Raw genomic sequence first — 26,257 nt, forward strand, 5'->3', positions numbered from 1 at the left:
GTTTGACATGCAAAAAGGCCGCCTGGTTTCATGAAAAGGTGTTAAATAGAAATTAATATTATTTTTAAGGCTCTTAACCTTGCGCTATATGAGGAGATACCTGAGTTTTGCCGCCGCGGCGCTTGCTACTATCGGACTTGTTTATACGCTGGACAGCCGGCAGCTACTGCCTGCTCCATTGGGTAAGCTGTTGAGCCCGCAGCATGGAATCTGGCAAAATGCGGAGCCCGCCAACCAGTCTTTTAACCTGAACCTGTCCTTCCCACAGTTATCAGAACCCGTGTCTGTTTATATAGATGAGCGCCTGGTGCCCCACGTGGTTGCACAAAACGAGCCCGATCTTTATTTTGTGCAGGGATACCTCCATGCCAAGTTTCGCCTCTGGCAAATGGAGTTTCAGACCCATGCTGCAGCTGGCCGTATCAGTGAGATCCTGGGGCCTGGTCCGGATAACCGGATCTTAAATTATGACCGGAGCATGCGGCGTCTAGGCATGGTCTATGCTGCAGAGCAATCCGTAAAGGAAGTAGAGAAATCGCCAGAATCACTTTCCCAATACCAGGCTTATGCAGATGGAGTGAATGCCTATATTGATCAGTTGACGATTTCTGAGCTTCCCATCGAATACAAGTTGTTGGGATATTTCCCGGAAAAATGGTCGTTGTTGAAAACCGCGTTGTTTCTCAAGTATATGAGCTATGACCTGGCTGGTTCAGAATCGGATCTTGAGTTTACGAATGCGAGAGCTAATTTTTCACAAATGGATTATGAGCAACTGTATTATTTCCTCGCTGATTCCCTGAAGCCGGTTATTCCGAATACGGTGTTGAATCCTTATCCTACGGTGCCGGCTGTGAATATGGAACCACCTGCTGATGCAGACTCTCTTTATTTCTCTTTTTTGAATTCGGGAGATACGGTAAGCAATGTGCCGGAGAATAAGCCGAATCCTGAAAATGGGAGCAATAACTGGGCGGTATCAGGAACAAAAACAGCTTCTGGCCGACCCATACTTGCCAATGATCCCCATTTGTCGTTGAATCTACCTGCGCTCTGGTTTGAGATGCAACTCACTACACCTGAATTCAGTGCATATGGGGTAACATTCCCCGGCTCCCCCAATGTAATTATTGGATTTAATGAAGATATTTCTTTCGGTTTCACCAACGCCGGCAGGGATGTGAAGGATTATTATGAGATCAAATTTAAAGACGGGACCAAATCCGAATATTGGTTTAACGGAGAATGGAAAAAAGCTGACAAGCGGGTAGAAATCATCCGGGTAAAAGGTCAGCCGGACTTGCTGGATACGGTAAGTTACACCCTGTTTGGGCCGGTTATGTATGATGATACCTATCGGGCAGATGACCAGGCGGAACGCTATCTGGCTGTGAGGTGGAAAGCCCACGATCCCAGTAATGATGGCCGTGCCTTTTATGAACTCAATCATGCTAAAAACCTGGAAGATTACAAAGCCGCTATTCAATACTTAACCTGTCCCGGCCAAAACTGCATATTTGCTTCCAAAACAGGTGATATCGCCTTGACACAACAAGGTGTATTCCCAGCCAAATGGCGCCGGCAGGGCGATTTCATCATGAAAGGAACGGACAGTTCCTATATGTGGAGGGGCATGATACCTGTGGAGGAAAATCCCCGGATGATCAATCCTGAGCGGTCCTATGTGAGCAGTGCCAATCAACTGGCGGTGGATGGTTCCTACCCCTATTATACGGGAACTGAATTTCCAATATATCGCGGTTACATGATCAACCGGCTGCTGGATTCGATGCAGGGGATCACACCAAAGCAGATGATGGAATTGCAAATGAACGATTACGATGCAAAGGCGGAATTCGCCAAACCGATCCTGATGCGGACCAATCCGGCCAGTCTGAATGAATCCGCCAGGAAGTATTTTAATCTTTTCCGAAACTGGGATTTCAGGAAATCAGTAGGGTCTGAAGGCGCCACTGTATTTGAATTCTGGTGGCAGCAGCTTCAACGGGCTGTATGGATGGATGAGTTTGAGCAGACAGATCTGATGATGCCCTGGCCTTCTGAGTTTACGCTGGTGGAAAGTCTGAAACGTGACTCTGCTTATTCATTTATTGACAATATTTCAACCAGTCAGAAAGAGAGCCTGGAAGACCTGCTGGCTCAATCGCTGAACCTTGCTTCTGATACATTGGATAAGATAGCAGCAACAACTGGTTTGGCATGGGAGAAAGTAAAAGCTACCCGTGTGAATCATTTGCTTAAAGTAATAACACCCTTTAACCGCACCAATTTGCCAATCGGTGGAGGTAAGGGAGTAATCAATGCTACGGCTGCAGATCATGGGCAGAGCTGGCGGATGGTGATTCATATGACAGATGATATTGAAGCGTATGGAATATATCCAGGCGGACAAAGCGGAAATCCAGGCAGCCGATACTATGATAGTTTTGTGGACGATTGGGCTGCGGGTAAGCATTACCGTTTGCTTTTCATGAAGCGGGGAACAACCAGTGATCCGCAAATCAAATGGACGATGGAATTCCGGAAAGGATAGACCAAAACAACTTTAACATGAAATTTATCATATCAACGATACTGACAGCGCTATTGTGCTTTGTTCTCGGACTATATTTACCCTGGTGGAGCATTGCGATAGGTGCTTTTATTGTTGCACTCGCCGTTCACCAGGCTGGATGGAAGGCATTTTTGTCGGGTTTTATCGCCCTCTTTCTGTTGTGGTCTGGCCATGCCTGGCTGATCAGCGAAGCCAATGAAGGTTTGCTGGCTAAGAAAATTTCTGTGTTGATTCTGAACATAGAAAACCCTTTCCTGTTGATCCTGGTAACCGGATTGATAGGAGCCCTGGTAGCCGGATTGGCAGCAGTTACCGGAAGCCTTGCCCGGAAGATCGTTTAAGTATGCAAAAAATTGGGTTGGTTTTTTTATTGCTCCTGCAGCAAACACTGCTTCATGCCGGAATGGTAAGCGGGTATGTACGGGATGAACAGGGAAAGCCGTTGCCGTATGCATCGGTTTATGTCAAAAATGGACAGCAGGGTACTACCTCGGGCGTAAATGGATTTTTTCAATTGAATTTACCGGAAGGAAAGCTCACCCTGGTGGCACAGCACGTGGGTTATACCCGACAGGAACAGGAAATAATTGTTCAGGCTGCAGCCATGCAATTAAGCTTCACCCTTGTTCTACAGCAGGCCAGCCTCAAAGAGGTGGTGGTTAAACCGGGGGCGGAGGATCCTGCTTATGAAATTATCAGGAATGCCATTCGCAAAAGAAAGGAACACCTGGAAGAATTAAGCGGCTTTCAGTGTATGGTATATACAAAGGAGCAGTTGCAGTTGCGCGATTTTCCTACCAAATTTTTCGGACAAAAAGTTGATTTTGAAGACGGTGATACCAGTAAGCGGAAAATTCTTTATCTGAGCGAAACGGTATCGAGGTATTCGGTGAAGGAGGCGGGACTGGATAAACTGGAGGTATTATCCACAAGGGTAAGTGGAAACAGCAATTCATTCGGACTAAGTTTGCCGCGCATTATTAATTTTTACCAGAACAGCATCGTAGTACAGGGGTTGAACCAACGCGGATTTATCAGTCCGATTGCCAACAATGCCCTGTACTATTACAGGTATCAATACGAAGGTAGTTTCTGGGAGGAAGGCAGGGAAATTAATCGTATAAAGGTGATCCCTAAACGAAAATATGAACCGGTATTTTCAGGTACCATTTTCATTACGGAAAATGACTGGCGGATCCATAGTCTCCAACTGGAACTCTTGAAAACATCTCAGATGGAAATTCTGGATACCCTGCAGGTGGAACAGCTATATGCGCCCTATGATACCAGGCAGTGGGTGATCCGCAAACAGGTACTGTATCCAACGGTAAAACGATTTGGCTTTGACGTGATAGGCAGCTCGGTAACGGTATATTCGGATTTTGACCTGGAGCCGGAATTTGCACCCAAGCATTTCAACAATATTGTGATGAAGTACAATGAGGGGTCTAACCGAAAATCTGTGGGGTACTGGGATTCCATCCGGCCGCTACCCTTGCAGCCGGAAGAGATACTGGACTACAGAAGGAAGGATAGTTTGGAGCAGGCACGTAAGGATCCCCGTTATCTTGATTCGCTGGATCGAATCCGAAACAAGGTTTCTCCTGTTGCCTTGTTGTTGACGGGAGAAAATTTCAGTATTCAGAAAAAGCGGGTAACCATCAGTGTGAATCCTGTCATACAGTCGGTGAGTTTTAATACCATAGAGGGACTGGCCATAGCTGCTTCCGGGGTCTGGACAAAACGCTTGGATTCGTTGAACACGGGTCGCTCCATCAGTATTAAGCCAACCTTCCGGTATGGATTCAGCAACGGGCATTTGAATGCCAGGGTTCAGGGCGTTTATAACTTCGGTACCCGCAATCCATCCAGCCTGAGCTTTGGTGGTGGAAAATATATTTTTCAATTCAACAATGAAGCACCGGTGGGACCGCTGGTGAATAGTTTTGCTACCCTCTGGCGGGAACTGAACTATATGAAACTGTATGAAGCCTGGTATGGTAAAATGCAATACCGGAAAGAGTTGAATAACGGGTTTGTTGTGATGGGAGGTATGCAGTATCAGGATCGCTGGTCGGTGAATAATAGCACTGATTATAAGTGGAGAAATCTGAAAGACCGGGAGTATACGCCGAATTTACCAGGTAATCTCCTACTGGCTCCAATGGAGGCACTCCAGGCATTTACCACTGAATTGAACATCACCTGGAAGCCAGGATTGCGGTTTGTGGAATTCCCTGATCGAAAATTGAATTTGGGGTCAAAATACCCGTCAATGTCGGTGGGGCTAACCAAGGGCTGGAAAGGAATCCTCGGTTCGGATGTTGATTACCTGAAATGGGAAACTGGCATACGGGATGATCTGAATCTGAAGATTGGAGGATTATTTCAATACTCGGTGGCTGTGGGAGGGTTCCTGCAGCGCGATGCGGTGCAGGTTCCGGATTTCAAACATTTTAATGGAAACCAGCTCCTGTTTGCAACACCTTATATGACCAGCTTCCAGGGATTACCTTATTACAAATTCAGTAATGCTTCACGGTTGTGGATGGAAGGCCATGTGGAACACCACCTCAATGGCTTATTGACGAATAAAATTCCAGGCTTCCGCCAATTGAACTGGTTCCTGGTGGGGGGCGTTAATGCACTTTGGCTGGATGGCAACCGGCATTATGGCGAAGTGCTCCTGGGGTTGGAGAATATCCTGAAAATCATGCGGGTGGATATGGTATTCACCTTTGATCAGGGCCGGTTTGCAGGAACTTACGGGCGGTTATCTATCCGGGGCTTTTCTTTTGGCGCTACTGATTAAGGCGTTATTTCCCTACCTTTGCGGCGCAACAGAAATTTTGTTCACCAGGCAAGTGTCCTTAAAATTTCAACTAAAATGGCCGTATTACACAATCGTATCTCCCAGGAGGAGCTGAAACGTCGTTTGATGGAGGAAACCGAACCCCGGACCACCATTTCCTTTTATCAGTATTTTTTTATTGAAGATCCACAGGCTTTCAGGGATCAGTTGTATGTACACCTGAATGCATTGAAAGTGTTTGGAAGGATCTATGTGGCGCAGGAGGGTATCAATGCACAAATCAGTGTACCGACCCCCAATTTTGAAGCGTTCCGCAATTATCTGTACAGTATCGAGCCCTTAAACGGCCTGCGCCTGAACATCGCTGTGGATGACGATGGGAAATCCTTTTGGGTACTGAAAATTAAAGTGCGCGATAAGATCGTGGCGGATGGAATTGAGGATCCTGCATTTGATATGCGTAACAAAGGACGCTATGTGGATGCGGTTACCTTCAATCAGTTGACGGATGATCCCAATACCATCGTGGTGGACATGCGCAATCACTATGAGTACGAAGTAGGTCATTTTGAACGTGCCATTGAAGTGCCGAGTGATACCTTCCGCGAGCAATTACCCATGGCGGTAGATATGCTACAGGAGGATAAGGATAAGAATATCATAATGTATTGCACAGGAGGTATTCGCTGTGAAAAAGCCAGTGCCTATCTGTTGCATAAAGGATTCAGGAACGTTTTCCACCTGGAAGGAGGAATCATTCAATATGCGAACAAGGCGAAAGAGTTAGGCCTCCCGAATAAATTCAAGGGTAAGAATTTCGTATTTGACAACCGTTTGGGAGAGCGGATAACAGAAGAAATTATAGCTCGTTGTCACCAGTGTGGAGAACCAGCCGATGATCATACCAACTGTGCCAATGAGGGTTGTCATCTCCTTTTTATTCAGTGTAAAAAATGCGCTGAAAAATATGAGGGTTGTTGCAGTACAGAATGCCAGGAGGTGACCCATCTGCCACTGGAAGAGCAGAAGGCTTTACGTAAAGGCATTATTAAAGACCAGAATATCTTCAATAAATCCCGTGCACGTCTGCGCCCGCGGATCAATTCCTAACCTCACCCGGCCGGTGCCACCGGTCGGGTAAAATGATCAGGCATAAATCTGGTAGAATCGAAAATTCGTAGGTACAATACAAGCGATTGATTATCGTTTTATAACCTGTGTAAGACCGAATAAACCGCCGTGCCATGATCAATTTGCTGTTGTTGAAATCAGGTTGGGTTCATAAAGAAAAGGTAGAAAGCGCTGAAATAGTAGTAGATCCGTTGGAGACTCGCAAAATGCGCATCTTTAACCGGCTTAACTGGCTGGGCTTGTTAACTGGTTTATGCCTTCCGATTGCAGGAATGTTAAACAACGATCAATTGCCTCTGATTGCCTGGATCGTTGCCTGTTCCCCAGCCTTTATCAGTGGGACAGTTTTGCTTTTTAATTATTATGGCAAAACAACCACAGCCCTGATGACCTATTTCACCTGTTACCCGGTGCTCAGTACCATGGTATATGCGGCTGATCTGGATCTTGGAATTGAGTTGTTCTTTGTTCTGTATGGTGTTTTATCTGTATTCTTTCTCCCCAAAATCTGGCAGGCGATTTTTTGTGGTGCCATTGCAGCAGTTTGTTATATTCTGGTGTATGTTTTGAAACGGGATTATCCCATCCAGTTATCCACACTTAATTATCCATTTTTCATCGTCAATCATTTACTGGCGCTGTTCTTTATATTTTATGCATTGTACCTGATCAAAAAAGAAAATACCGGCTACCAGCAGGAGCTCCTGCAGTCCAATCAAAAATTACAGGCACAGAAAAAACTGGTGGAACAGCAATCAGCCCAGTTGAGTGATTTGAATTCACTCAAGAATAAATTGTTCTCTGTTATTGCGCATGATCTTCGCACACCCATGTATGCACTAAAAAACCTGTTTCGAAATATTGAACAGTATGATATGCCTGCTGAGGAAGTAAAGATGATGATCCCGGATATCAACCAGGAAATGCAGTTTACTACCAACCTGATGGAAAATCTGTTGCAATGGGCAAAAAGCCAGTTACAGGCTGCGGCGGCGCATCCGGAAGAATTGAACCTGGCACTGCTGACGCAGGAAGTGGTTGGGCAGGTACGCTTGCAGGCATCAGGGAAATCTATCCAGGTAAAAAATCGCTTACAGGAAAATAAGCTGGTGTGGGCGGATAAGGATATGACCCAACTGGTGCTGCGCAACCTGGTGAGCAATGCATTGAAATTCACACCGGAAAACGGCCAGGTTGAAATCGGCTCCAGGGAAATGGACAGCCATATTGAAGTGTATGTAAAAGACAATGGCGCTGGCATGTCTGCCGAAACCATTTCCAAACTCCAGGAAAATGCATTTTTCACTACTCAGGGCACCAATAAGGAAGCCGGAACCGGTATCGGGCTGATGTTATGTCGGGAATACCTGCACCGAAATGGTGGCTGGCTCACCATCCATTCTGAAGAGGGCCAGGGGAGTGAGTTTTGTTTCACGCTTCCCAAACGCTGATTTCACTCCGCCCTTTGGTGGATACCACCCGGACCATCACCAACGACCAAGGCGGAGTGAGGGAAATCGTTAACTTTGCGGCCTATGAAATTGTTCCCGGAGTCGGCGATTGTACAGCTGGAGTTTGATAAAATCAGGACCCTTTTAGAAGCGCATTGTAAAACTGAATATGCCCGCCTGAAAGCGCAGGACCTTCGCATCCATACCAGGTTATCTTATATTGAAACAGAACTGCGTCAGACGCATGAATATCGGGGTTTATTGCAGCATGCGGTGTATTTTCCCAATGAGTTTATCGCCAATCTTTCCAAGGAGTTAAAACTGCTGGGAATCCCGGGCGCGGTCTTATCCGGAGAGCAGTTTGTTCAGGTAAGAAAACTGGCTGAGAATATGGAGCGACTCTTTCGCTGGTTTGACAACGAACGCAGAGAAACCTATCCCGGTTTAACCCAGGTAATTGAAAACAGTTATTACGAAAAGTCCATACAGGTTGCCATTAATGAGGTGCTGGATGAAAATGGCAATGTGCTGGATAATGCCTCCGAGGAATTGAGAAGGATCAGGATCAGCCTGTACAAAAAGCGAAACGATCTGCGAAGAGTTTTTGAACGCATCATTCAGAAACTGAATAAGCAGGGATATCTCGCAGACATCGAAGAATCATTCCTGAATGGCAGAAGAGTAGTGGCAGTATTCGCCGAACAGAAACGATTGATCAAAGGAATCCTTCACGGCGAGAGTGATACCAGGAAAACAGCCTTCATTGAACCGGAAGAAACCATCGAGCTGAACAATGAAGTTTATTCCCTGGAAAATGAAGAAAGCAGGGAAGTATACCGTATTCTACGCAGCCTGACCGCGCAGTTATCATCACATGCACCGTTGCTGAATACCTATCTGCAGATCTGTGGTGAATTTGATTTTATCCGTTCCAAAGCAAGGTTTGCGCAGGATTATAACGGAGAGTACCCGGTAGTATTGGACAAAGCGCATATTCACCTGGTAAATGCGTACCATCCGCTGTTATATCTCTATAATAAACGCGCGGAAAAACCAACCATTCCGGTAACACTGACCCTGGATGATAAAAACCGGATACTCGTAATCAGTGGTCCCAATGCCGGAGGGAAAACGGTAACCATGAAAACGGTTGGCCTAACCCAGATGATGGTGCAGGCCGGATTGCTGGTACCGGTGCATCCTTCCTCGGTTTTTGGCATCTTCAAGCAACTCATGATTCATATCGGAGATACACAAAGCCTCGAATTTGAATTGAGTACTTATAGTTCGCACCTCAAAAACATGAAACATTTTATGGAGGTGGCGAATGGTAAAACCTTGTTCTTTATTGATGAACTGGGAAGTGGATCGGATCCTAACCTGGGAGGAGCTTTTGCTGAGGTGATCATGGAAGAACTTGCGCGTAAGCATGCCATGGGAATAGTAACCACGCACTACCTGAATCTGAAAGTAATGGCGAATAAAACGCCAGGTATTATCAATGGTGCGATGGCATTCGACGAGGAGAACCTGTTACCCATGTATAAACTTATCATTGGCAAGCCGGGCTCTTCCTATACCTTTTCAATTGCACAACGAATAGGGCTGGATAAGCGATTGATCGACCGGGCCCGGAGTATGGTGGATGAAGATCATTTCCGACTGGACAAATTGCTAAACAGAACTGAACAGGATCTGCGGGAGCTGGAAAAAAAGGAAAAGGAACTCAACAAACTGCTGCGTGAAAATGAAAAGCTGAAAAAGGAGATGGAGCAGGTGATGGATAAGGAAAAACATCGCCAGCAGGTGGAATTACTGAAGCAGCAGAATAAGATCACCGAAGACCGGATCGCGTACCTTAAAGACATGGAGCGTAAGATCAAACAGATCTTGCTGGAATGGAAAAAAACAGAAAACAAGGAGAAAGTAATGAAGGAAATGTTCTCCCTGCTATTTAAGAAAGACGACCAGAAGGTAGTCAACAAACTTCAGAAAAAAATTGAATCCAAATTTGATGAAATCGCTGGTGAAATTGCTGTTGGCAGCAAGGTTAAAATGAAACGCAATCACCAGGTTGGAGAGGTAATTGAGCTCCGCGGTAAACGCGCGGTGGTAAAAATAGGTCTCTTACCCATGCAGGTAGACCTGAAGGACCTGGTGATGGTGAGGGAGAAGGAAGTGAAAGAACGTGAAAAGTGAAAGGTGAATATTCCTATTTCACTTTTCACCTTTCACTTTTCACTATTTTTCACGTCTGACGTTTCACCTTTCACGTTTACGAGTGTATATAAGATTGCAAATGCGAAATTGTTTCTTCCTGGTTAGCAATCACCGCTTTGATCACGTCGTTAACGGATATGATGCCAACTAAATAATTGTTATTGAATACCGGCAGGTAGCGGATATTATTGGCAGACATTAACTGCATACACTCCTCTATGGTGCTATCCGGACTAATACGCGGCAATTCAGTAGACATAATATCATGCACACGGGTATCTGTGGAGGATTTGCCTTTCAGGATTACTTTACGCGCATAATCACGCTCGGTAAGAATTCCATTATACTGACCATCGGAATCAATCACCAGGATAGATCCAATGTTGTGATCGCTCATGATCTTGAGCGCATCGAGTACGGTAGTGTTGGGAACCACACTAACCAGGTGCCTGTTCTTTCGGGCGAGGATGTCTGCTACTTTTTTCATATCGAAACTTTAGAGTTCCCTTTAAGTTACATATTTATTCCGATAATACGAAAAGCAGGGGAGTCCTTATCTTTACTGCTGAACCGAAACGAGAATAGATGAACGAAGAGCAGCAACGACTAAATGATCCGAAATGGAAAAGGTGGGGTCCCTATGTGTCTGATCGTCAATGGGGTACAGTAAGGGAAGATTATAGTGAAGATGGAAATACCTGGGAATATGTTACCTATGATATGGCCAGATCCTATGCTTATCGCTGGGGAGAAGATGGAATTGGCGGCATATCGGATCATCACCAGACACTCTGTTTCTCATTAGGGCTCTGGAACAAAAAAGATCCCTGGATCAAGGAGCGCTTATTTGGCCTTACAGGTCCAAGGGGAAATCATGGGGAAGATGTAAAGGAACTCTATTATTATTTGGATTCCACCCCAACCCATTCCTACATGAAGATGTTGTATAAATATCCTCAACAGCCCTTTCCATACGACTTATTATATGCTGAAAATGATCGCAGAAGCCGGGAAGAATCAGAATATGAATTGCTGGATACGGGCATCTTTGACAACGGAGATTATTTTGATGTTTTCATTGAATACGCGAAAGCAAGTCCGACTGATATCCTTATCAAAATTTCAGTAGCCAATCGCCACAAGGAAGCTGCAGGGATTTCCTTATTGCCAACCCTTTGGTTTCGCAATACGTGGTCCTGGGGACGCGACGATTACAAACCTGAAATGCATGCGGAGGGCAGCAATATAATCGCCAATCACCGTAAGATGGGAACCTATCACCTTTATTGCAATGGGAACCCGGAGTTGCTGTTTTGTGAAAACGAAACCAATGCAAAACGACTCTACGGAAAGAAAGGGATTCAGCCCTATGCAAAGGATGGGGTCAATGATTATATCGTTCAGCGAAAAAGAACCGTAGTAAATAAAGCCAAAACAGGCACCAAGGCAGCAGCCCATTACAACCTGATGCTTCGGGCAGGCGAAACTGTTAGTTTGCAATTAAGGTTGAGTAAGGAAGCACTGGATTATCCCTTTCATGATTTCGATGCCATCTTCTGGCAGCGCCTTGCTGAAGCGGATGGTTTTTACGCAGATAAGCAGCGTGTGGTATTGTCGCAGGAGGATCGCATGATTCAGCGGCAGGCATTTGCCGGAATGCTTTGGAGTAAGCAATTTTACTACTACGATGTGGAGCAATGGATGCAGGGAGACCCCAATAAGCCTGCACCTTTTAACCGGGCCTGGGGCCGGAACAACGATTGGACACATCTCAACAATGCGGATATAATATCGATGCCTGATAAATGGGAATACCCCTGGTATGCAGCCTGGGACCTGGCTTTTCATTGCATACCGTTGGCTTACCTCGATCCCAGTTTTGCAAAAGGGCAGATCAGTTTGCTCACGAAGGAATGGTACATGCATCCCAATGGACAGTTCCCTGCCTATGAATGGAATTTTGGTGATGTAAACCCACCTGTTCATGCATGGGCTACCTGGCGGGTGTATGAAATTGACAAGATCAATAATGGCGGAGTTGGCGATCTGAAGTTCCTGGAATCAGTCTATCATAAACTCCTCCTGAATTTCACGTGGTGGGTTAACCGAAAAGACCACGATGGTAACAATATTTTCCAGGGTGGATTCCTTGGACTGGATAACATTGGTGTATTTGATCGCAGTGCGCCGTTGCCTGGTGGCGGACACCTGGAGCAAAGCGATGGAACATCCTGGATGGCGATGTACTGTCTTAACCTGTTGCGCATGTCACTGGAATTGGCCAAGCACAATCATGTATATGCAGATATGGCGACGAAGTTCTTCGAACATTTTGTTTATATCGCCAAAGCCATGAACAGTTTTGGTGCCAAAGGAAATGGATTGTGGGATGAGGAGGATCAGTTTTATTACGATGTGCTTAAAAAACCGGATGGGTCGGAACAAACACTCAGAGTGCGCTCCATGGTCGGAATCATTCCTCTTTTTGCAGTGGAAGTAATCGAGCATGAACTCTTTCAGCAAATTCCGGAATTCGTGGAAAGGATGGATTGGTTTCTGAAAAATAAATCCGCTTATGCCTCTGTAATTTCCGAATGGTCAAATATGCTCTCCAATTCCAAGCACCTGCTTTCCCTGATCCGGGCAGATAAATTGGTTGCTATACTTACCCGCCTTTTAGATGAGACCGAGTTTTTGAGTGACTACGGATTAAGAGCGCTTTCCAAATACCATGAAGATCATCCCTATGAGATCAGGGTGGACGGGAATCGCTTTGGTGTAAAATACCTCCCTGCAGAATCGGACAGCAGCATGTTTGGAGGAAATTCCAACTGGCGGGGCCCAATTTGGTTTCCGCTTAACTACCTGTTGATCGAATCGCTTCAACGCTATCATTTCTATTATGGCGATGCATTGAAAGTTGAATATCCAACCGGTAGTGGAAAATTTCTGAACCTCGACCAGGTAGCTGATGAAATTTCCAGTCGCCTCCTGAAAATATTCAGAAGGGATGAGCAGGGAAGAAGGGCTGTATTTGGTCACTATGATCTGTTACAGAAAGATCCCTATTTCAAGGATTATATTCTGTTTTTTGAGTACTTCCATGGCGATAATGGAAGGGGTGTGGGTGCTTCCCATCAAACCGGGTGGACCGGACTGGTATCTAAATTATTACACCCCAGGCATCCCGGATCATGAGACTAATCATTCGTTTACTCCCGGCTGTGAGTTTGCTCTTTCCTTTGCTGCTGCATGCGCAGGATAAGTCGGGCCCTGCTGCGCCTAAAACCGCCCGTGAGCTTGGGTTGGAAATTGGTGTTATGGCAACTGGAAAATGGAATGCCATAACGGATGTTACAGGGGTTAAAGTTGGCCATCATACACTTGTTCAGGGTGATTCAGTTCGGACAGGTGTAACCGTTATCCTGCCTCATAGTGGCAATCTGTTTCAGGAAAAAGTTCCGGCGGCCATTTTTGTAGGCAATGGATTTGGCAAACTGGCCGGTTCAACACAGGTAATGGAACTTGGTAACCTGGAGACTCCAATCGCACTTACCAATACGCTTAGTGTTCCGGTTGCGATGCAGGCATTGGTCAACCATACACTGCAACAACCCGGCAATGAATCGGTACAATCAGTTAATGCATTGGTTGGAGAAACCAACGATGGTTGGTTAAATGATATCCGTGGCATGCATCTGAAAGAGGAGCATGTCTGGAAAGCAATTGCGGCTGCAGATTCCGGTAAGGTGGAACAGGGCACAGTAGGAGCCGGTACAGGAACCGTTTGTTTTAATTTTAAAGGAGGGATTGGTACTTCCTCACGTGCACTGCCCGCCAGTTTGGGGGGATATACAGTGGGGGTTTTGGTTCAAACCAATTTTGGGGGTGTGTTACAAGTGGATGGCATTCCGGTTGGGGAATTATGGAATCAGTTTTCATTTAGTAACCACCTGCAGAATCGGGTGGATGGCTCCTGTATGATTGTGGTGGCAACCGATGCACCAATTGATGCCCGTAACCTAGAACGACTTGCTAAAAGAGCTTTTATGGGACTTGCCAAAACAGGTGGAATTGCTTCAAATGGAAGCGGTGATTATGTAATTGCTTTTTCCACATTCAAAGGCAACCGGATTTCCCATAATGCGCCCAACCCGGTGCAGACCATCCAAAACCTCAGCAATGATGGGATGTCGCCCCTTTTTATGGCTGCTATTGAAGCCACCGAAGAAGCTATTCTGAACTCTCTCTTTATGGCTGTAACTGTCAAAGGTTATAAAGGAAGAACAATATCCTCCATACCCCTGCCCAAATTGCAGGAGCTTTTAAAAACCTATCATAAAATACCCAAATGAACTACGCCTGCATCAATGGAGAATTCTGCAACACCGATAATGCAATGATCGGCATTCAGGATATGGCCCTGCAAAGAGGGTATGGCATGTTTGATTTCTTTAAGGTTATGGGTGGACAGCCGGTATTCCTGGATGACCATCTAGATCGCTTTTGGGAATCAGCCAGATTACTTCGATTGCCCATTACCCTAAGCAGGGAATCATTAACCAAACAGATTCACCAATTGATTGAGATGAATCAATGGTCGGATGCAGGCATCCGGATGACACTTACTGCGGGTTATGCACCGGATGGTTATTCTATTCATGAACCGAATCTATTGATGAGTGGACAATCTGTTCAACTGCCGGATACCCTGTCAGAAAAGGGCATCCGGTTATTTTCGTATGCACATCAGCGTCAGTTGCCACTGATAAAATCTATTGATTATCTCATGGCTGTTTGGATACAGGATGAAGTTAAAAAAGCAGGAGCCGATGAAGTGCTCTATCATCAGGGGGGCTGGATCAGCGAGTGTCCGAGGGCCAATATTTTCCTGGTTACTGCAACAGGTGTACTGGTAACACCGGGAGAGCAGGTATTACAGGGAATAACCAGAAAGAAAATTCTGCAGGTGGCTGAAAAGATCACCAGGATTGAAACCCGGCCTGTTCACCTGAATGAATTCAAAACAGCAAGGGAAGCGTTTATTACCAGTACCACCAAATTGCTTACTCCGGTTGCTGTTGTAGACGGAATACCGGTAGGAACTGGCGGTCCGGGTGAATTAAGCCGCGTTTTATTTGAAGAATATTCCAAGCTACTACCGGCATGAATCGAATCGACCGACTAACAGCCATATTAATCCAGTTGCAATCCCGGCGGCTTGTAAAAGCGCAGGATATTGCCAACCGGTTTGGTATCAGCCTGCGCACGGTTTATCGGGATATTAAAGCTATTGAAGAATCCGGCGTACCAGTAATTGGGGAAGCAGGACAGGGATATAGCATTATGGAGGGATACCGGCTTCCTCCCGTTATGTTCACCAAAGAAGAAGCGATCTCTTTTCTCACAGCAGAAAAGCTGATGGAGAAGTTTACGGATGCTGGTTCCAGGAATGCCTTTCAATCGGCCATGTATAAAGTGAGGGCTGTTTTGCGATCCAGCGAAAAAGACCTGCTGGAAAATATGGAAGGGCATATTGAGGTATTGAGTCAGCGTGGTTCCTTATCAGAACAACCGGATCTGAAATTGCAGCAAACAATTCTAAACAGTGTCGCTACAAAAAAAGCAGTTTCTATCCGCTATTTTTCCAACTATAAAAGGGAGAAAACCAGTCGAATCATTGAACCGCTGGGTTTGTTTTTCATGGGCGGGCAATGGCACCTGATAGCATATTGCAGGATGCGGGCCGATTACCGCGATTTCAGGCTTGACCGAATCGAAGCCCTGCAACTCACAGACGAATCTTTTACGAAACAGCATATCAGTCTCCAGGAATATATCAGAAAGTCGGAATCAGAACATCCTATTGAAGAAATAATCATTCGTATTCCGAAAAAATATCTTCATTACCTGGGCGATCAGAAATTTTATATGGGACTGATACGCGAAACAGACTATGGGGATGAAATGGAATTGCAATTCATGTGCCCCTCCTTAATGGGATTTGCCCGCTGGGTGATCATGTTCGGCGATATTGCAACCATTTTATATCCTGAAAAACTGCGGCAGGATGTATATAAGATCGCTGCTGGAGTGCAGGGTAAAATAGAAGCAGCATCTGATACTTTACAACAGCACTCTAGTAAAATTTAAGTTGCATATCCTCCTAATTTTACAGGATTTAATTTCTGAGTATGAAGCAAACTACCTGGTTGGGAATCCTGCTCTTTTTATTGCTGAATAATAATGTATCAGCGCAGGAAACCATAACAGACAAACCTATCCATATTATTCCCAAACCACTCGAATTGGTGAGGGGAAAAGGACAGTTTACCATTCTGCCAAGCACACAAATCCGGTATAACCCTGCCTTTTCGGATCTGGCAGAAGCAGGGGTTTTCCTGAATAAGAGAATAAAAGAAATTAGCGGTTATTCTTTACCGGTAGGAAATGCTGCTTCGAATAGCATTGAATTGTTGCTGGTAGAAAACCTGGCTCTGAATAAGGAAGGATATACTTTGTCTGTACAAGCCGACAAAATCAGGTTGGCTGCACCCTCCAAAGCCGGACTGATTTATGGCATGCAATCACTGCTGCAATGTTTGCCAGCTATCCGCACCAATGCCCGGCTGGAAATTCCGGTTATGGAAATTCGCGATCAGCCCCGCTTTGGATACCGGGGAATTATGATTGATGTAAGCCGCCATTTTTTTGCGACACAGGCGATCAAAGACATCATCGATCTCTTGTCTGCTTATAAAATGAATGTGTTTCACTGGCATCTTACAGACGATCCGGGATGGCGGATTCAGATTGATAAATACCCTGCCTTAACCAGTATGGCTGCCTGGAGAGTTGACCGTTCAGGAATTCCCTGGAATGAGCGCAAAGCTGCACAACCCGGGGAGAAAGCAACTTATGGCGGGTATTATACCAAGGAGCAGATACGTGAAATTGTTGCCTATGCCACAGAAAGAAATATCACCATCATTCCTGAGATTGAAATGCCTGGACATTCTGTAGCAGCAGTATCTGCCTATCCATTTTTATCCTGCACCGGACAGCAACAGGCATTGATAACTGGCGGACAATATCCTTCCGGTATTCAAACCAACTATTGCGCCGGAAACGATAGTTCATTTCTATTTCTGCAGGATGTGCTGGATGAAGTACTGGACTTATTTCCATCCCGCCTGATACATATTGGCGGAGATGAAGTTGATAAAAGATCCTGGCAGCAGTGCAGCAAATGCCAGGCACGCATGAAAAAGGAGGGATTGAAAGACGAACACGAACTCCAGAGTTATTTCATCAAGCGGATGGAAAAATACCTGAACGCAAAGGGAAGACAGATCATAGGGTGGGATGAAATCCTGGAAGGCGGACTTGCTCCCGGCGCAACGGTGATGAGTTGGAGAGGAGAAGCAGGCGGAATAGAGGCTGCTAAAATGAAACATCCAGTGGTAATGACACCCGGCTCGCCCTTGTATTTTGATCATTACCAGGCTGGTCCTGCCGGGGAGCCGATCGCATTTGGAGGTTTTAATCCGCTTAAAAAAGTATATGCTTATGAACCTATTCCGCAGGAACTCAGAAACACTGAATTTGCCACCTATGTAATGGGTGCGCAGGGCAATCTCTGGACAGAATCCATTGAAACCCGCGAGCACCTGGAATATATGTTATTGCCCAGAATGATGGCGCTGGCTGAGGTGGTTTGGTCAAAACCCGAGGCGCGCAACTGGGTGGATTTTCGCACCAGGCTGGAAGCACATTTCACCGGACTGGCGCAAAAAGGATTTCGGTTTAGTGAAGGAAATTTTACAGTGGGTATCAAGCCGCTGATAGCAGACGGACAATTAAAAGTAGCATTGGAAACGGAGGCGCTGGATGCGACTATTCATTATACACTGGATGGATCTTATCCTACTACCGGAAGCCCGTTTTATACAAGTCCGATTACCATCAATGGCAATGCAACATTGAAAGCCATAACGGTTAAAAATGGACGGGTGAAAGGAAATGAGCCAGCAGTGCAACAGTTTGTGAAACATCTTGCAACAGGGAAAACCGTTTCCTATCAATACCCAAATTCCAATTCCTATATGGCGGATGGTCCTAATTCACTCACGGATGGTATTCGCGGAACCGGGCAGGTTGGTAAATACTGGCATGGCTTCAGTGGAAAGGATATGGTAGCAACCATTGATTTGCAGCAACTGCAAACCGTACGGGAGGTAAGTGTAGGGGTGATGCAGCATTATAAGGACTGGATCTTTTTCCCGACTGGTGTAAGTGTTGAACTTTCAACAGATGGAAAAACTTTTAAACAGGTAGGGACCTATTCAAACAGGATTGCGGCGGATGAAACCAAATCAATGCTGGAAGATGTCAGAATCGCGTTTTCGCCTAAGCAGGCCCGTTATATCCGGGTAACTGCAAAAGTATTGCCAGCTTGTCCGAAGGGACATCCCGGAGAAGGACAGGCCGCCTGGTTGTTTGTGGATGAGATCCTGGTGAAATAAGCTTATTCAAAAGGGAACTTCAGCCCGATTTGCCGGCGTACAGTGTCCATGATTTCCTGGATACGAAGGGATTGATCGAAACGCATAACCGGACTTTCGGTTAGCCCTTTACGTAAGCAATCTGTAACATGCTGCATTTCAAAATGAAAGCCTCTCGTCGAACGGCCATCCGACCAGGTTTCCAGTAGTTCATCCTCATTGGAATAGCGTTCGATGGTAGTGGAGCGCCAGAAGCTGGGTAATTTAATATAACCGGTACTGCCAAACAGGTAACCGGTATTGGTGCCTTTGGAAACGATAGAGGTATAAAGATTAGCGCTGGTGCTTCCAAATTCGAGCAGGACACCGGTACGCTCGTCCACACCACTTGCAGCAAGATGAGCAGAGGCTGTAATTTTATACGGCAATCGATCCATAAAATAATTGGCGAAAGCAATAGGGTAGATGCCAATATCCAGCAAAGCGCCCCCTGCCAGCGCCGGGTTCCACAATCGTTCCACAGTCGGTTCAGAAGGAAAGCAGAAATCAGCCTGGATTAATTTTAAGTCACCAATTCGTCCTTCACGAACCCAGTTCCTGGCTTCTTCCAGGGCGGGAATGAAATAGGTCCACATCGCTTCCATCAGAAACTGATTGGTGGTTTTCGCAATCGAAATCAAGTCCTTTAATTGACCCTGGTTCACACAAATTGGTTTTTCGCAGAGTACGGCTTTCCCTGCTTGTAAGGCTGCACTAGCCTGGCTGAAATGAAAAGGGTGGGGCGTGGCAATATAAACAGCGTCGATGTCAGGATGGTGGATCAGGTCTTCATAATTCAACGCCTGGGGAATAGCAAATTCATTGGCAAATCCCTGAGCTTTTTCTGCTTCACGCGATCCAATTGCGAGTAGCTCTGCTCCTTTCAGGTATTGGAAATCGGTAGCGAAGGCCCGGGCTATTTTACCGGCTCCCAAAATTCCCCAGCGAATGTTTTTAGCTTCGTTCATGTCATGTTGTGCTTTGTTCCTGCAATACACGGGCAGTTACCAGTGCTTGTCCGGTGTGGCGCATCATATGTTCTGCGGCATGAAATACCAGTCCTAGTTGGGTGGTTGGGATTCTTTTTCTACCAATGTATCTCACTGCTGTTGGTGCATCTTCTCCCATGGTGGAAAGTTCCTGCAGACAGTTTTCTACCTGAGTATGTACTGCCTGAAGTAACTGCTTTAGGGTAATTTGCTCATTTCGGACACCCTCCGTTTTCAGGTAACTGAGTTGTTCATCCGAAAGACTGTTTTCTTTGGCATAGGTATACAAACGATCCAGTACTCCAACAATATGCTGCAGGTGAAAACCAATGGATGCCATACCATAAAGTGGTTCCCAAAGTAATGCTGTGGGAAAGCTTTGAAGTGACTGCTGCAATTCATCTCTCGATTGCAGTATGGCATGGGCAGCAGGTTGAAAAATGGGATGAATATCCTCTATCGGGCCTCTTTGCCACCATTCCAGTGCAGGTGTGGTTGATTCAGCCATGATTTTATTTGTTTGTTGGTGTTAGCGAAGCTTTACCCTTAACAGGTACATATCTGCCGTAATGTACAGTGTTTTTTCATCTGCGGATAAAGCACAGTTGGAACTGGCAACGGGTAATTTAATGCGCCCCAGTGGTTTGGCGTCTTTGTTAAAAAACCAGATGCCACCAGGACCGGTTGCATACACATTTCCGGCCTTATCAATTTTAAAACCATCTGGTCCGCCCGGAGTAGTTTTGGCATAACTGCTGGCATCAAAAAAGATGCGGGCATTGGTCAGGCTGTCGCCATTTCCAAGATCGAACGCATACCAGACTGCTTTTTCAGATTCTGAGTTGGCAACGATCAGAGTTTTGCCATCGGGCATTAACCCGATTCCATTCGGGCGGTTGATACTATCTACCAGCAGATCTACCTTTCCGTTTGTGCCTATCCGGTAGACACCCTGGTAAGGAGCTGCCTTGGTACTGTCATCAATGTATTTTTCAAGTCCATAGGGCGGATCTGTGAAATAGATATCCCCATTGGGATGTAATACCGCATCATTGGGGCTATCAAATTTTTTCCCCTGGTACTCACCGGCAAGGGTTGTGAATTTGGGTTCGGGTTTGTTGATCGGCGCATCCATCCGGGCTATCCGGCGATCACCGTGCTGGCATAAAATAAGTTGGCCGGTGTTATCAAGCAATAATCCGTTTGATCCAAGTTCACCACCACGGGGGGCTTCTCCGGTATAACCGGCTGGTTTCAGGTAAAGTTCTTTGCCAGCTTTTTCGGTCCATTTGAAAATGGTATTATTGGGAATATCTGAAAAGAGCAGCATCTGTTCGGATTCTACCCAAAGGGGTCCTTCACTCCATTCAAAGCCGTCTGCAATGATTTCTACTTTTGCATCATTCGTTACCAGGTCCCGAAAGGCCGGATCCAGTTCTTCGATGGCACCAATCTGTTCATAGTTTTGCGTGCCAGAACAGGCCAGGATAAAACCAATACTGCAGGAAGTCAGGACTTTCACAGCAATTTTTCGGTAACTTAATTCAGTAAAGTGTGGCATGGCATTCGTGTTTGATAACCTGAAAATACAACTTCTAAAAAAGCCTGCTGATGCAACGTCGAAAATTCCTGAAGCTTTCTTCCACAGGGTTACTGGTACCGGTATTACCTGGCATTATTCCGCTTACGCAGTATGCAAAATATAAAACTGCCCTGATCGGTTGTGGCTGGTGGGGCATGAATATTCTGCGGGAAGCAATTGCAGCGGGTTCCTCCAAAGTGGTGGCAATTTGTGATGTGGATGGCCGGCACCTCAAAGCCGCGGGCGCAGAAATCAACAAACTGAATGGTGATCAGCCAAAAGCGTATAAAGATTACCGTGAATTGCTGAAGAAGGAAAAGCCGGAGATTGTGATTGTTGCCACGCCGGATCACTGGCATCCGTTGATCTGTATTGCCGCCATTGAATCAGGAGCCCATGTGTATGTAGAGAAACCAATCGGGCATACCATCAATGAAGGTAAAGCAATGGTAAAAGCAGCAAGGGCAGCTAAAAGTGTGGTGCAGGTTGGAACCCATCGAAGGGTATCCCCGCATAATATGTCTGCCATGGAATTTTTGCGATCCGGAAAAGCCGGTAAGATTGGTATGGTAAGAGCTTTTGTTCATTATGGAGGCGGGCCGGGAGAGAAGATCCCGGATTCAGAAGCACCTGCCGAAATGGATTGGGATTTCTGGTGCGGACCAGCACCTTACAGGCCGTACAATTCGGCTATACATCCGCGTGGGTTCCGGCAATTCATGGACTATGCCAACGGTCAGTTAGGAGATTGGGGAATTCATTGGATGGATCAGATTCTCTGGTGGACAGAAGAAAAGGGGCCGCGTAAGATATTTTCAAGCGCTTCCCGTCAAATCAGAAAAGATACTACGGATGCACCGGATACCCAGGTTGTCAATTATGAATTTGAATCCTTTCAGGCGGTTTGGGAACACCGGCTTTATGCAGCTAATGAAGCAGAAAAAACCAATGTAGGCTGTTATTTCTATGGCACGGAAGGAACTTTCCATCTGGGGTGGCTGGACGGATGGACTTTCTATCCCTCCAATAAAAACAAGCCGGTTATCCATGAAGAACCGAAGCTTCATACAGTGGATAATCACAACGTGAAGGAGTTATGGGCGGATTTTATTGCAGCTGTTGAAAACAAACGGCGACCTGTATGCGATATTGAAATCGGCCATCGATCCACCAATATGAGTTTGCTGGGTATACTTTCGGCCAAGGCAGGAAGAAGTATCGAATGGAATGTGGATACGGAACAGATCCTGAATGATCCGGAAGCTGCCAAACTTTTGCAACGTCCTTATCGGGGGCCCTGGACCTATCCGGTTTGAAACTGCTTATTTTTTCAATCTCAATACCAGTGATTCATAGGCTGGCACCTGAACATGTATACTGCCTTCTCCTTTACTAACAATAAGGGGTATCTGGTTTTTTCCAAAAAGCACCTGGTCCATGGAGTAAGTCCCGTCTTTAAGCGCCCATTTCTGTACCAGGTCGGCAGGAAGCACTAGCTTACCTTCATATGGTTGATTGGAGAAATTATTCAGTACGACCAATTTGGAATCCATATCCCATCTGCTGAATGCAAAAAGTTTGTCGTGGTAACCAGGTGTATGCTGTCTGTTATGGTATTGAATGGCTGCATAGTTACCTTTTAAAACAGGTTGACTGATGGTGAACTGCAACAATTCCTGGTAGAAACTACGCAGTTTCCTTTCCTGCTCGCTGGATTGTCCACCATCAAATTTCCCCTTGTTCATCCAGCGTTGGTGGTGAGGAACACCTACATAATCAAAAATACTGGTGCGGGTGGGCTGCCCGAATCCACCCGTTTCGGCACCGGGCTCTCCGAGTTCCTGGCCAAAATAGATAAGGGTGGGAGAGGTTGATATCAGAGCAGAAACAACCATTGCCGGTTTGGCTTTTTCGGGGTTACCGGCAAAAGCAGGACATGCAATCCTTTGTTCATCATGATTTTCCAGGAAGTGCAGCATATGGTGTTCGATATCCGCCATGCCTTTTTGAATGGCTGCGAGGTTATCAGCAGATCCATTTCCCTGAATAATATGTTTCAGTGTATCATAGAATTCAACTTTATCATAGAGATAATCCATCTTACCCAACTGTATATAAGGGCGATACAGGCCAGGATTATATACTTCCGCCAGCAGCAGTGCTTTCGGATACCTGGTTTTGATGGAAGAATTCAAATAACTCCAGAACTCAACCGGTACCATTTCAGCCATATCGAAGCGAAATCCGTCTACACCCATATTCAGCCAGTACAGGGCAATATCCCGGAATTTTTTCCAGGAAGAGGGGACGGATTTGTTTTGCCAGAATTGAAAGTGGTCATCAATGCCAAGATTGGCATAGGTTGTGGGTAAAGTATCAAAGTCTTTGCTGCCATCCGGACGAATACCGTAATTGATCTTAACGGTTTCATACCAGTCGTCCTGTTTCGGTTGTGCAAGCCGACTTCCATTGCCGGTCCATTTAGCCGGCAGTTCGTGAAATTTACCATCACTCAAAGGATGATAAGCACCACCCAGGGGCTTGTATCCAACGGCAACGGGTACCCGAAAACTATCATTGGGCAGGTAATAAAAATTATTTTCGCGATGGTATTCTTTGGAAATGTCATCATCCGCTCCAAAATCTCGTACACTATCAGGTTTGGAAAGTGAGATATAGTGCCTCGCAACATGGTTGGGAACAATATCAATGATGAGTTTTAATCCGTTTTTATGAGTTCTGTCTATGAGTGCTTTGAACTCATCGAGTCGTTTTGCAGGATCAACCGCCAGATCAGGATTTACATTATAATAATCTTTCACTGCATAAGGGGAGCCGGCTCGTCCTTTCACCACATCCGGATCATCGGTTGAAATGCCAACCGCGGAATAATCCCGGATTACTGCATGGTGAGGCACACCGGTATACCAAATATGGGTAACACCTAAGTTGCGGATGGATTGTAGCGCTGTGTCGGTAAAATCATTGAATTTACCTACTCCGTTATCTTCAATGGTTCCCCAGGGTTTATTGGTGGAGTTGGTGTTGCCAAAGAGCCGGGTGAATACCTGGTAGATGACAATTTTTCCTTCATTGCCAGCAATGGATCCGGCTGGCTGATCAGAAGGCTTTTGCTTACAACCAGCAGCCAGGAGAATCAGTGTTGTAAAAAGTATGGTCGCTTTCATTTTTTCAAGAGTTTGTTGTGAAGGATTTTTTCCAGCACGCTTTCTTTCAAGGATCTTGAAACGCTCACTTCCAGGTCCTGCAATTGAATCAAATTACCTTCAATACCTGAAATTTTATTCATGTTAATGATACTCGACTTATGTACCTGGATAAACTGCTCAGGCAACTGTTCCAGGACTTGCTTCATGGTCATGTGAACCAGGTGTTTTTGTGTGGTGGTATGAATGCAAATATAATTCTCCATGCCTTCCAGCAGCAGGATCTCATTCCATTGGAGTTTTAGGTATTTTCCATCTGATTTGATAAAAAGTTCATCTATCCTGGTTGATGATTCCTTCTTATAAAAATAGTCCCTGGCTTTATTGGCAGATTTTAAAAAACGATCGAATGAGATTGGTTTTAACAGGTAATCCAGCACATCCAGTTCATAACCTTTAATGGCATATTGTTCATAGGCAGTTGTGAAAATAACTTTAGGTGGGTGGGCGAGAGACTGCAACAGGTCAATCCCACTGATATAGGGCATTTCTATATCAAGGAATACCAGGTCAACCGGAGACTGGTGAAGCTGGTTGTTGAGGCTGACCGCGTCTTCACATTCAGCCACGAGGGTCAGGAAATCAATTTTTTCAATATAGTTTCGAAGGCCTGCTCTAGCAATAGGCTCATCATCTGTTATAAGGCAGGTGATTTTCATAATTCGATACTAAGTTCGGCATGAAACAGGCTATCCGTTTTGTGATATTGAAACCGGTGTTTGCCTGGATACAGTAAATGTAACCGTTTTTGCAGATTTGTCAGCCCTATGCCCCCTTTATTGTGTTGTTGAGCAATGGCTGGTATGGAGTTGGTAACCTGATACTGTAATTGCCCGTTTTCCAGTTTGATATCAATTTTTATTTTATAGGAGCCGCCGACGTATTTAAAGGCATTTTCTACGAGGGGTAAAAGCAGCAGCGGATATAGCTGTGCCCCATGGGTGGATGAAGGCCAGTTGATGACCAGATCCAACTGACTGTTTGCGCGTTGTTGTTGCAGATCGATGAAATTCTTCAAATGGGTAAGTTCGCGATCAAGTGGCACTTTTGCATCCTGGTCGTACAATTGATAGCGAAGTAAATCAGCCAGTTTTTCCAGTGTAAAACGGGCGCTTGCATTTTGTTCATCAATCTGGAAATACAGGGTATTTAAAGCGTTGAAGAGGAAGTGCGGGTGAAATTGAGCTTTCAGCAACTGCAGTTCATTTTCCAGTTTGTCCTTATTAATTCTTTCCAGTTGTAAAGCCTGTTCATGGGTAGTATGAATGTATTGTTGCCCCTGTTTAACACTGAAATAAAACAACCAGAAGCTGACGATGGTAAAACTCAGTATGACTACATCATACCATTGCAAACCATCATCTGTCCATTGAGCGAGTGGAAACACAAAACAGATTACTACCAGTTCAAGATAAACGGCAAGTGATAAAAACTGTTTGAGAGAGGCGGATGGGCCTGGTTGAGTTTTGTTGTCATCTGCCAGTTGCTGAAGAAAACTATTGGTTACAAATTCAAAAATGAAACTAATCAGCACACAACCTGCTATCTCTGCCAAATTAGTCTGAATAGGGCGTAGCCAGAATTTGGTTTCAGATATAACGTCGTTGAGTAACCGAACAAAACCATAGGTCATTAATCCATACAGTACAATGAACAGGATCCGGCGAAGAGACCATTTTTGTTTAGCGACCTTTTTAAACGTTTCGGATTGAATGAGCAGCATACGG

19 protein-coding genes are annotated in these 26,257 nt (G+C 45.5%); 12 read left to right on the plus strand and 7 right to left on the minus strand.

Annotation, left to right across the window (positions count from 1 at the left end; genetic code table 11):
- The first annotated feature begins 88 nt into the window (after positions 1–88).
- The 6 genes from L0U88_RS09910 to L0U88_RS09935 all read left to right on the plus strand — a co-directional run bounded on the left by L0U88_RS09910 (position 89) and on the right by L0U88_RS09935 (position 10,168).
- Positions 89–2,554: a penicillin acylase family protein gene (locus tag L0U88_RS09910; protein ID WP_234865891.1), complete on the plus strand. Its 2,466-nt coding sequence runs from the start codon at positions 89–91 to the stop codon at positions 2,552–2,554.
- Positions 2,555–2,571: 17 nt separating this feature from the next.
- Positions 2,572–2,916: a hypothetical protein gene (locus L0U88_RS09915; RefSeq protein WP_234865892.1), complete on the plus strand. Its 345-nt coding sequence runs from the start codon at positions 2,572–2,574 to the stop codon at positions 2,914–2,916.
- A gap of 2 nt (positions 2,917–2,918) precedes the next feature.
- Positions 2,919–5,387, plus strand: coding sequence for a DUF5686 and carboxypeptidase regulatory-like domain-containing protein (locus L0U88_RS09920; protein WP_234865893.1), 2,469 nt, complete (start codon positions 2,919–2,921; stop codon positions 5,385–5,387).
- Positions 5,388–5,462: 75 nt separating this feature from the next.
- Entirely contained in the window at positions 5,463–6,497 is a 1,035-nt protein-coding gene (gene trhO, locus L0U88_RS09925; RefSeq protein ID WP_234865894.1) for an oxygen-dependent tRNA uridine(34) hydroxylase TrhO, read from the plus strand.
- A 134-nt stretch (positions 6,498–6,631) separates the two neighbouring features.
- Complete coding sequence (locus tag L0U88_RS09930; protein WP_234865895.1) at positions 6,632–7,969, plus strand: sensor histidine kinase; 1,338 nt, start codon at positions 6,632–6,634, stop codon at positions 7,967–7,969.
- A gap of 84 nt (positions 7,970–8,053) precedes the next feature.
- Positions 8,054–10,168: an endonuclease MutS2 gene (locus L0U88_RS09935; RefSeq protein WP_234865896.1), complete on the plus strand. Its 2,115-nt coding sequence runs from the start codon at positions 8,054–8,056 to the stop codon at positions 10,166–10,168.
- 76 nt (positions 10,169–10,244) lie between these two features.
- Here the strand turns inward: L0U88_RS09935 and L0U88_RS09940 are convergent, their stop codons facing one another.
- Positions 10,245–10,676, minus strand: coding sequence for a CBS domain-containing protein (locus tag L0U88_RS09940; protein ID WP_234865897.1), 432 nt, complete (start codon positions 10,674–10,676; stop codon positions 10,245–10,247).
- Positions 10,677–10,774: 98 nt separating this feature from the next.
- Between L0U88_RS09940 and L0U88_RS09945 the strand changes: the two genes are divergently transcribed.
- Genes L0U88_RS09945 through L0U88_RS09965 form a run of 5 tightly spaced genes read left to right on the plus strand, consistent with a single transcriptional unit; the run spans position 10,775 to position 18,714 of the window.
- Positions 10,775–13,387: an MGH1-like glycoside hydrolase domain-containing protein gene (locus L0U88_RS09945; protein ID WP_234865898.1), complete on the plus strand. Its 2,613-nt coding sequence runs from the start codon at positions 10,775–10,777 to the stop codon at positions 13,385–13,387.
- Positions 13,384–14,544, plus strand: coding sequence for a DmpA family aminopeptidase (locus L0U88_RS09950; RefSeq protein ID WP_234865899.1), 1,161 nt, complete (start codon positions 13,384–13,386; stop codon positions 14,542–14,544). The genes L0U88_RS09945 and L0U88_RS09950 overlap by 4 nt, the downstream gene beginning before the upstream one ends.
- Entirely contained in the window at positions 14,541–15,359 is an 819-nt protein-coding gene (locus tag L0U88_RS09955) for an aminotransferase class IV (RefSeq protein WP_234865900.1), read from the plus strand. Before L0U88_RS09950 ends, L0U88_RS09955 begins: the two co-directional genes overlap by 4 nt.
- Positions 15,356–16,342 carry a helix-turn-helix transcriptional regulator gene (locus L0U88_RS09960; RefSeq protein WP_234865901.1) on the plus strand — a complete coding sequence of 329 codons (987 nt, stop codon included), beginning with the start codon at positions 15,356–15,358 and terminating at the stop codon, positions 16,340–16,342. Before L0U88_RS09955 ends, L0U88_RS09960 begins: the two co-directional genes overlap by 4 nt.
- Positions 16,343–16,383: 41 nt before the next feature.
- Complete coding sequence (locus tag L0U88_RS09965) at positions 16,384–18,714, plus strand: glycoside hydrolase family 20 protein (protein WP_234865902.1); 2,331 nt, start codon at positions 16,384–16,386, stop codon at positions 18,712–18,714.
- Positions 18,715–18,716: 2 nt separating this feature from the next.
- On the opposite strand, the gene L0U88_RS09970 is transcribed toward L0U88_RS09965, so the two are convergent.
- The 3 genes from L0U88_RS09970 to L0U88_RS09980 are packed head-to-tail and all read right to left on the minus strand — an operon-like array spanning position 18,717 to position 21,282.
- Positions 18,717–19,700: a Gfo/Idh/MocA family protein gene (locus L0U88_RS09970; RefSeq protein WP_234865903.1), complete on the minus strand. Its 984-nt coding sequence runs from the start codon at positions 19,698–19,700 to the stop codon at positions 18,717–18,719.
- A gap of 1 nt (position 19,701) precedes the next feature.
- Positions 19,702–20,229: a DinB family protein gene (locus L0U88_RS09975; protein WP_234865904.1), complete on the minus strand. Its 528-nt coding sequence runs from the start codon at positions 20,227–20,229 to the stop codon at positions 19,702–19,704.
- 21 nt (positions 20,230–20,250) lie between these two features.
- Positions 20,251–21,282 (minus strand): SMP-30/gluconolactonase/LRE family protein, encoded by a 1,032-nt coding sequence (locus L0U88_RS09980; RefSeq protein WP_234865905.1) that lies wholly within the window; start codon positions 21,280–21,282, stop codon positions 20,251–20,253.
- 50 nt (positions 21,283–21,332) lie between these two features.
- On the opposite strand from L0U88_RS09980, the gene L0U88_RS09985 reads away from it, so the two are divergent.
- On the plus strand, positions 21,333–22,619 hold the full coding sequence (locus L0U88_RS09985) for a Gfo/Idh/MocA family protein (protein ID WP_234865906.1): 1,287 nt from the start codon (positions 21,333–21,335) through the stop codon (positions 22,617–22,619).
- A gap of 6 nt (positions 22,620–22,625) precedes the next feature.
- On the opposite strand, the gene L0U88_RS09990 is transcribed toward L0U88_RS09985, so the two are convergent.
- Genes L0U88_RS09990 through L0U88_RS10000 form a run of 3 tightly spaced genes read right to left on the minus strand, consistent with a single transcriptional unit; the run spans position 22,626 to position 26,253 of the window.
- Positions 22,626–24,491, minus strand: a complete 1,866-nt coding sequence (locus L0U88_RS09990; RefSeq protein ID WP_234865907.1) for an alpha-amylase family glycosyl hydrolase — start codon at positions 24,489–24,491, stop codon at positions 22,626–22,628.
- A complete protein-coding gene (locus L0U88_RS09995; protein ID WP_234865908.1) occupies positions 24,488–25,189 on the minus strand; it encodes a LytR/AlgR family response regulator transcription factor in 702 nt (233 codons plus the stop codon). Before L0U88_RS09995 ends, L0U88_RS09990 begins: the two co-directional genes overlap by 4 nt.
- Positions 25,186–26,253: a sensor histidine kinase gene (locus L0U88_RS10000; protein WP_234865909.1), complete on the minus strand. Its 1,068-nt coding sequence runs from the start codon at positions 26,251–26,253 to the stop codon at positions 25,186–25,188. The genes L0U88_RS09995 and L0U88_RS10000 overlap by 4 nt, the downstream gene beginning before the upstream one ends.
- Positions 26,254–26,257: the final 4 nt, after the last annotated feature.

It is taken from the genome of Flavihumibacter fluminis, from assembly GCF_021491375.1.
Lineage (GTDB): Bacteria > Bacteroidota > Bacteroidia > Chitinophagales > Chitinophagaceae > Flavihumibacter > Flavihumibacter fluminis.

What these genes read in the sequence shown, in the direction of transcription:
- L0U88_RS09980 (WP_234865905.1), bottom strand. Translation starts at nt 21,282, where the DNA reads ATGCCACACTTTACTGAATTAAGTTACCGAAAAATTGCTGTGAAAGTC.
- L0U88_RS09965 (WP_234865902.1), top strand. Translation starts at nt 16,384, where the DNA reads ATGAAGCAAACTACCTGGTTGGGAATCCTGCTCTTTTTATTGCTGAAT.
- L0U88_RS09920 (WP_234865893.1), top strand. Translation starts at nt 2,919, where the DNA reads ATGCAAAAAATTGGGTTGGTTTTTTTATTGCTCCTGCAGCAAACACTG.
- trhO (WP_234865894.1), top strand. Translation starts at nt 5,463, where the DNA reads ATGGCCGTATTACACAATCGTATCTCCCAGGAGGAGCTGAAACGTCGT.
- L0U88_RS09985 (WP_234865906.1), top strand. Translation starts at nt 21,333, where the DNA reads ATGCAACGTCGAAAATTCCTGAAGCTTTCTTCCACAGGGTTACTGGTA.
- L0U88_RS09975 (WP_234865904.1), bottom strand. Translation starts at nt 20,229, where the DNA reads ATGGCTGAATCAACCACACCTGCACTGGAATGGTGGCAAAGAGGCCCG.
- L0U88_RS09915 (WP_234865892.1), top strand. Translation starts at nt 2,572, where the DNA reads ATGAAATTTATCATATCAACGATACTGACAGCGCTATTGTGCTTTGTT.
- L0U88_RS09960 (WP_234865901.1), top strand. Translation starts at nt 15,356, where the DNA reads ATGAATCGAATCGACCGACTAACAGCCATATTAATCCAGTTGCAATCC.
- L0U88_RS09995 (WP_234865908.1), bottom strand. Translation starts at nt 25,189, where the DNA reads ATGAAAATCACCTGCCTTATAACAGATGATGAGCCTATTGCTAGAGCA.
- L0U88_RS09990 (WP_234865907.1), bottom strand. Translation starts at nt 24,491, where the DNA reads ATGAAAGCGACCATACTTTTTACAACACTGATTCTCCTGGCTGCTGGT.
- L0U88_RS09935 (WP_234865896.1), top strand. Translation starts at nt 8,054, where the DNA reads ATGAAATTGTTCCCGGAGTCGGCGATTGTACAGCTGGAGTTTGATAAA.
- L0U88_RS09910 (WP_234865891.1), top strand. Translation starts at nt 89, where the DNA reads ATGAGGAGATACCTGAGTTTTGCCGCCGCGGCGCTTGCTACTATCGGA.
- L0U88_RS09955 (WP_234865900.1), top strand. Translation starts at nt 14,541, where the DNA reads ATGAACTACGCCTGCATCAATGGAGAATTCTGCAACACCGATAATGCA.
- L0U88_RS09940 (WP_234865897.1), bottom strand. Translation starts at nt 10,676, where the DNA reads ATGAAAAAAGTAGCAGACATCCTCGCCCGAAAGAACAGGCACCTGGTT.
- L0U88_RS10000 (WP_234865909.1), bottom strand. Translation starts at nt 26,253, where the DNA reads ATGCTGCTCATTCAATCCGAAACGTTTAAAAAGGTCGCTAAACAAAAA.
- L0U88_RS09930 (WP_234865895.1), top strand. Translation starts at nt 6,632, where the DNA reads ATGATCAATTTGCTGTTGTTGAAATCAGGTTGGGTTCATAAAGAAAAG.
- L0U88_RS09945 (WP_234865898.1), top strand. Translation starts at nt 10,775, where the DNA reads ATGAACGAAGAGCAGCAACGACTAAATGATCCGAAATGGAAAAGGTGG.
- L0U88_RS09970 (WP_234865903.1), bottom strand. Translation starts at nt 19,700, where the DNA reads ATGAACGAAGCTAAAAACATTCGCTGGGGAATTTTGGGAGCCGGTAAA.
- L0U88_RS09950 (WP_234865899.1), top strand. Translation starts at nt 13,384, where the DNA reads ATGAGACTAATCATTCGTTTACTCCCGGCTGTGAGTTTGCTCTTTCCT.